Origin of the sequence: Phocaeicola sp. (assembly GCF_048170425.1) — a bacterium.
Lineage (GTDB): Bacteria > Bacteroidota > Bacteroidia > Bacteroidales > Bacteroidaceae > Phocaeicola.
Genome location: NZ_DBEXBB010000337.1, coordinates 1 through 6,533 on the forward strand (window position 1 = coordinate 1; position 6,533 = coordinate 6,533).

Annotated in this window: 5 protein-coding genes; all 5 read left to right on the top strand. The window is 48.9% G+C overall.

The window, feature by feature from the left end; genetic code table 11:
* Nucleotides 1–980, top strand: a 980-nt coding sequence (locus tag ACMJ0U_RS12745) for a thiamine pyrophosphate-dependent enzyme (protein ID WP_417130239.1), incomplete at its 5' end; no start/stop codon positions are given.
* Nucleotides 981–984: 4 nt separating this feature from the next.
* Nucleotides 985–1,809: a 1,4-dihydroxy-2-naphthoyl-CoA synthase gene (menB, locus tag ACMJ0U_RS12750; RefSeq protein ID WP_007561492.1), complete on the top strand. Its 825-nt coding sequence runs from the start codon at nucleotides 985–987 to the stop codon at nucleotides 1,807–1,809.
* An 88-nt stretch (nucleotides 1,810–1,897) separates the two neighbouring features.
* Nucleotides 1,898–2,956, top strand: a complete 1,059-nt coding sequence (locus tag ACMJ0U_RS12755; RefSeq protein WP_417130240.1) for an o-succinylbenzoate synthase — start codon at nucleotides 1,898–1,900, stop codon at nucleotides 2,954–2,956.
* A gap of 1 nt (nucleotide 2,957) precedes the next feature.
* Complete coding sequence (locus tag ACMJ0U_RS12760) at nucleotides 2,958–4,109, top strand: AMP-binding protein (RefSeq protein WP_417130241.1); 1,152 nt, start codon at nucleotides 2,958–2,960, stop codon at nucleotides 4,107–4,109.
* 83 nt (nucleotides 4,110–4,192) lie between these two features.
* Nucleotides 4,193–6,334, top strand: coding sequence for a cation:proton antiporter (locus ACMJ0U_RS12765; RefSeq protein WP_417130242.1), 2,142 nt, complete (start codon nucleotides 4,193–4,195; stop codon nucleotides 6,332–6,334).
* Nucleotides 6,335–6,533 lie beyond the last annotated feature (199 nt).

Below are 6,533 nucleotides of genomic sequence, written 5' to 3' on the forward strand. Positions count from 1 at the left end.
AAAAATACACCAAGATGCTCTACAAGCATTTTGCCTGGTTTACCGAGAATATCAGCAACCAGACGATTCCGGGCATGCCTATCCGCAACATCGAGCCATTGCTCTGTTCCATGGATTTTGAAGCCCAACAGAGGATGCGTCCGGAGTTACTGATTACTTACGGAGGCCATATCATTTCCAAACGATTGAAAAAATTCCTTCGCCGTCATCCGCCGGTAGAACACTGGCACGTGGCTACTGACGGGCAGGTGGCCGACCTTTTCGGCTCACTGACCACCGTGATTGAAATGGATCCATTTGAGTTCTTAGAAAAGATTGCCCCGATGATGGACAGCCGTACACCGGAATACCCCCGCACATGGGAAGCTCTGTCGAAGAATATTCCGCAAGCCGTATTCCCCTACTCCGAAATGAGCGCCATCGGGAAAGTCATCAACCACCTGCCGACTCCTTGTTCCCTTCACCTGGCCAACAGTTCCACTGTGCGCTACGCCCAACTGTTCCCTCTACCGAACGACGTGGAGGTGTTATCCAACCGGGGAACCAATGGCATCGAAGGTTCTTTGTCTACTGCCATCGGCTACGCTACGGCATCCGACAAGCTCAACTTCATCTTCATCGGTGACCTGAGTTTCTTCTATGACATGAACGCCCTCTGGAATACCAACTACGGAAGCAACATACGCATCCTGCTCCTCAACAACGAAGGGGGAGAAATATTCCACGCGCTTCCGGGACTGGAGATGGCAGACAACAGCCGACGCTTCATTACGGCCACTCACCGCACTTCCGCCAAAGCATGGGCAGAAGATCGGGGATTCCAGTACCTTTCCGCCCACAATGAAGAGGAACTTGACCTGGCGGTAGAAGTATTCACCCAGCCATCCATCACCTCACAGCCTATGCTGATGGAGGTATTTACAGAAAAGGACAAGGACATCGAACACCTGAAAACGTATTATCACAACCTAAAAAAATAGCAATATGTCACAACCCAGAGAATGGAAAACCATCAAGGAATACCAGGATATTCTTTTTGAATTTTATAATGGAATCGCCAAGATTACCATCAACCGCCCGAGATACCGCAATGCGTTCACTCCGACCACCACTACTGAAATCAGTGATGCACTGTATTACTGCCGCGAGTGTCAGGACATCAATGTCATCGTACTGACAGGAGCTGGCGACAAGGCTTTCTGCTCCGGAGGCGACATGCACGTGAAAGGCCACGGCGGATACGTAGGTACCGACGGAGTTCCCCGCCTGAATGTGCTCGACGTACAGAAACAGATTCGTTCCATCCCGAAACCGGTGATTGCCATGGTCAACGGATATGCCATCGGTGGCGGACACGTGCTTCACGTAGTCTGCGACCTCACCATTGCTTCTGAAAACGCCATCTTCGGTCAGACAGGACCTCGCGTGGGCAGCTTCGATGCCGGATTCGGTTCTTCTTACCTGGCTCGTATCGTAGGCCAGAAGAAAGCCCGTGAAATCTGGTTCCTCTGCCGCCAGTATTCTGCCCAGGAAGCACTGGATATGGGGCTGGTCAACAAAGTCGTACCGTTCGACCAGCTGGAAGATGAAGTGGTAGAGTGGGCTGAAACCATGATGCAGCACAGTCCGCTCGCCTTGCGAATGATTAAAGCCGGACTCAATGCAGAGCTCGACGGACAGGCTGGTATCCAGGAACTCGCAGGTGACGCAACCATGCTTTACTACATGACAGAAGAAGCACAAGAAGGTGGAAAAGCTTTCCTCGAAAAGCGGAAACCCGACTGGAGCAAATACCCTAAATTCCCCTGATTATTCTCTCATCTCATTTTTTACCGGACAGAAAGCAGAAACCACTTCCGCTTTCTGTCCGCTTTTATTCCCTTCACAACAGACCTATATGTACACACTGAAAATCATTCCGCGCACACTTCATTTCAAACAACCGGCCGGTACCTCACGCGGGGTATATCACACCCGGCAGGTATGGTATCTGCTACTTACCGACACTGAAACCGGACAATATGGCGTAGGTGAATGTGCCCCTCTGCCCGCGTTAAGCTGCGACGACCTGCCTGATTACCCTCGCCTGTTAGCTGAAATCTGTGAGAAAACAGCCGCAAATTTCTACATTGATTATGAAACACTTCGTCCCTACCCCTCTATATTATTCGGACTGGAAACCGCATTTGCCCATCTACAGGCCAACAGTCTACAGTTCTGGGATACCCCTTTCAGTCGCGGTGAACAAGGCATTCCTATCAACGGACTCATCTGGATGGGAAATTTCGATGAAATGTACCGCCGCATAGAAGAAAAGATGAAAGCCGGATTCCGATGCATCAAGGTGAAAATCGGTGCAATTGAATTTGAACGTGAACTGGAGCTGCTGGCACACATCCGTCGCCATTTCTCGGCCGCCGACATCGAACTCCGGGTGGATGCCAACGGAGCCTTCAGCCCGGAAGATGCCTTACGGAAACTGACACAGCTGAACAAATTTCAGCTGCACTCCATCGAACAGCCCGTACGCGCCGGCCAATGGGAAGTCATGAAAGAACTGTGTGCCGTTTCGCCTTTCCCCATCGCACTGGATGAAGAACTGATTGGAGTAAATGAAACGGAACGGAAAATCCTGTTACTGGATACCATCCGCCCACAATACATCATCTTAAAGCCGTCCTTGCACGGAGGTATCCAGGGAAGCAAGGAATGGATTACATTAGCTCGGGAAAGAGGCATAGGCTATTGGGTAACCTCCGCCTTAGAATCCAACATCGGGCTCAATGCCATCGCACAGTGGTGTGCTACTCTCCAGCCTGAAATGCCTCAGGGTTTAGGCACCGGCATGCTTTTCACCGACAACATTGACTACCCGTTGCACATTGAAGGTGACTGTCTGTGGTTCCACCCTGAAGAAAAGACACCCGATTTCCCGACTTATCTGCAAACCATCTGACATGAGTGCCACTCCATTTATTACAGAAATAACCCGTCAGTCCATCTTGATTGACGGGAAATGCTACACCGCTCACGAAGCCCGGATACCCGAAGGCGAATCACATAGTCTGCTGCAAAGACTATTCTATGCGGAATATGGAACTGACAGCTTTCAGGCTTCGCTTGCCGATTTCTTAGCAGAATGGTTTGATGACAGCACCACCGTACTGGTACATACCTCCGGCTCCACCGGAACACCCAAACCGCTCCGTGTAGAGAAACAGCGCATGATGCGAAGTGCCATACTAACAGTCAGTTTTTTAGGTTTGAAACAAGGAGACACCGCCTTGCTTTGCATGCCCCTGAAATACATTGCCGGAAAAATGGTGGTCGTCCGCGCGTTAGTAGCCGGCCTGAACTTGTTACCAGTTACTCCCTGCGGACATCCGCTGGCAGAGATAAATACTACTCCTGAGTTTGCCGCCATGATACCCATGCAGGTATACAACTCGCTACAAGTATCTGCCGAAAAGAAATGTCTGCAACAAATACGCCATCTCATTATCGGAGGTGGGGCAATAGACAGCACATTAGCCACGGAATTAGCTTCATTTCCCCATGCCGTATGGAGTACCTACGGCATGACCGAAACCCTTTCGCACATCGCCCTGCGACGACTGAACGGGCCGGATGCCTCCGATTGGTACACCCCCTTCCAGGGAGTCAGGGTTTCACTCTCTCCGGAAAGTACCCTGACCATTGAAGCACCTGCCGTTTGTGCGGAGAAACTGACCACAAACGACATCTGTGAGTTCAATGCCCAGGGACAGTTCTATATTTTAGGACGAAAAGACAACACCATCAACACCGGAGGAGTGAAGGTACAGATTGAGCAGGTGGAAAATGCACTGAAAACCACGCTGTCGGTTCCTTTCATGGTGACTGCCGTGCCCGACTCGAAATTTGGAGAACGCATCGTCCTGTTGCTGGAAAGCGAAAAAAATACCGACATGCCCCCTCTGTCAGCACAGGCTTACGACCAGCTTCCGGCCTACTGGCGACCGAAACAGACCTTCTTCGTCCGGCATCTTCCACGAACTGAAACCGGAAAACCCGACCGTGCCACCGCACGGAAAGTGGCTCAAGAAATCGCAAGTGAGAAAAAGAAATAAGTAAAAATCCCCTTGTATATGAGCATTTGATTTTTTAACTTTGTTAAATATTCAAATGCTCATTTTTTATCTGACATCAAACCATGGAGGAATACACATTTCTTGCCCCTCTGCTACTAACCATCGGAGGGCTCATCATTGGAGCAATACTGAAATCCTTGCTCAAGCACAGCCGACTGCCTTACACGGTAGGTCTGTTTGCCATCGGAATCATTTTAGGAGTCATGAACCGTACGGGAGTCTTTCAATCGCTGCCGGAACTGCATGATGCAGTCAGTTCCGTCGCCAACATCAATCCCGACCTGATTCTTTATCTTTTTCTGCCCATCCTGATATTCGATGCAGCCTACGAACTCAACTTGCACATTTTCAAGAAGACATTGGCCAATGCCACCTTATTGGCGGCACCGGGACTCATCATATGCATGTTGCTCACGGGAGCCCTCATGATGGGAGTAGCGACCTTCATTCCCGGTTTTGAATCGTGGACATGGGCATTTGCACTGATGTTCGGAGCCTTGATCAGTGCCACCGACCCGGTAGCCGTAGTAGCTCTGCTGCACGAGTTGAAAACCAGCAAACGCTTCTCTACCCTTGTCGATGCGGAATCCCTGCTGAACGACGGTACGGGCATCGTCTGCTTTATGCTTTTCTTCGGAGCATACGCCGCCGGAGAAACCAGTCACGCCTCTCCTGTCATCACATTTATCCGTGAAGTAGGTATCAGTACCCTGTTAGGATTTCTGTTGGCACGGATTGTCATCTGGTTCATCACGCGCATCAACTCGGAAGAGATGGTACAGAACAGTGTCATCATCTTAGCGGCCTACCTCACCTTCATTCTCTCCCAATATTATCTTGGCGTATCGGGAGTGATTGCCCTCGTGGCTTTCGGACTGACCGTCACTTACGTAGGAAAACCCCGGTTGAAACCGCAGGTGAATGCATTCATGGAGCATTTCTGGGAACTGCTGACCTACATTGCCAATACCTTAATTTTTATATTGGTAGGAATTGTCATTGCCGAAAAAGTAGACTTCTCTTGGAGCGCATTGGGTATATTGGTACTTATCTATATTGCTCTCAACCTTATCCGCTTTACCATGATCATGCTGCTATACCCCGTCATGAAACGGCTAGGATACGGACTGAGCAAACGTGAATCGGTCATCCTTACCTGGGGAGGATTGCGCGGTGCCCTAGCTATGACACTGGCTCTAATGGTATCTTACACTCCCGCTATTCCGGAAGATATTCGCAGTCAAATACTGTTTTTCACTGCAGGCATCGTTACTCTAACATTATGCATCAATGCTACCACCATGCGTGGACTGCTGAATCGGTTAGGACTCACCCACGTGCCATCCGCACGCACCATGCTGGAATATCGTATTGAAAAATCAATACGCGAAAACTCAGAAAAATACTTGGAGAGTCTGAAAAAAAGAGAAACTCTGGAAGGAGCTAACTGGTACAAGGTAGAAAGCTATATGACTGTGCAACCGCAAGAACCAGCCCAAAACCCACAAAATAAAGCCCTACTGCCAGAAATCCGACTGCGTGTACTAGACAAAGAAAAAGCAATATGCCGGGAAATCTACGAAGAAGGAGTTATTTCCAAACCTGTATTCCTGAGACTAATGAATTCACTAGACGAACTATATGATCACGATGGAAATTATCCGCTGAACATACGTACTTCCATCTTCAAGTTCTGCCAGCGTACGAACCTGTTGCACAGCCTGCAAGGTATTCCCTACTTGCAGAACTGGATGACGTTCTATTTCCGTGAACGCATCACTGTAGTGTATGACTTAGGACGTGGATTTATCATCCTTCAGAAAGAAAGCCTGAAACTGCTGGACGACCTGAAATCTTCGGAATGGGTTACAGATGAACAAGACACCGTACTGGAAGTACTGCGGGAAGAAATTAACGACAATATCAGCCGCATGAGTACTTTTATCAATAACCTGGCCAGCAGTTTCCCCAAAGCATACGGCCATGCACTGACCGTCAAGTCCATCCGCATGCTGCTGAGCAATGAACGCCGCACCGTAAAACAGCTTATCAACAACGGTATGCTTTCCGAGAAAGATGCAGAAAGGCTGTTGGATGACATTGACGAACGTACCGATGAAATAAATTCTTTCAGCCATACCTTCACCGCTTCTTTCCTGCGGTGGATGTTCTTTATCAAGAAAAAGAAAATTTACCGCAACTAAAACTAAATAAGGGAAAAAGGAAGTCACGCCCTCACAGGGCACAACTTCCTTTTCCTATATAGGGACACTCAGTAAATAGTATAAAATTAGCCAACTAATTCATACAAAAAGTATTGCGAATTAGTTGGCTTTTTTGTATCTTTAGGTATTCCCCCGAAAATAAGGTTTGGCAGCCAAAACGGGGGAAATACTCCGACTA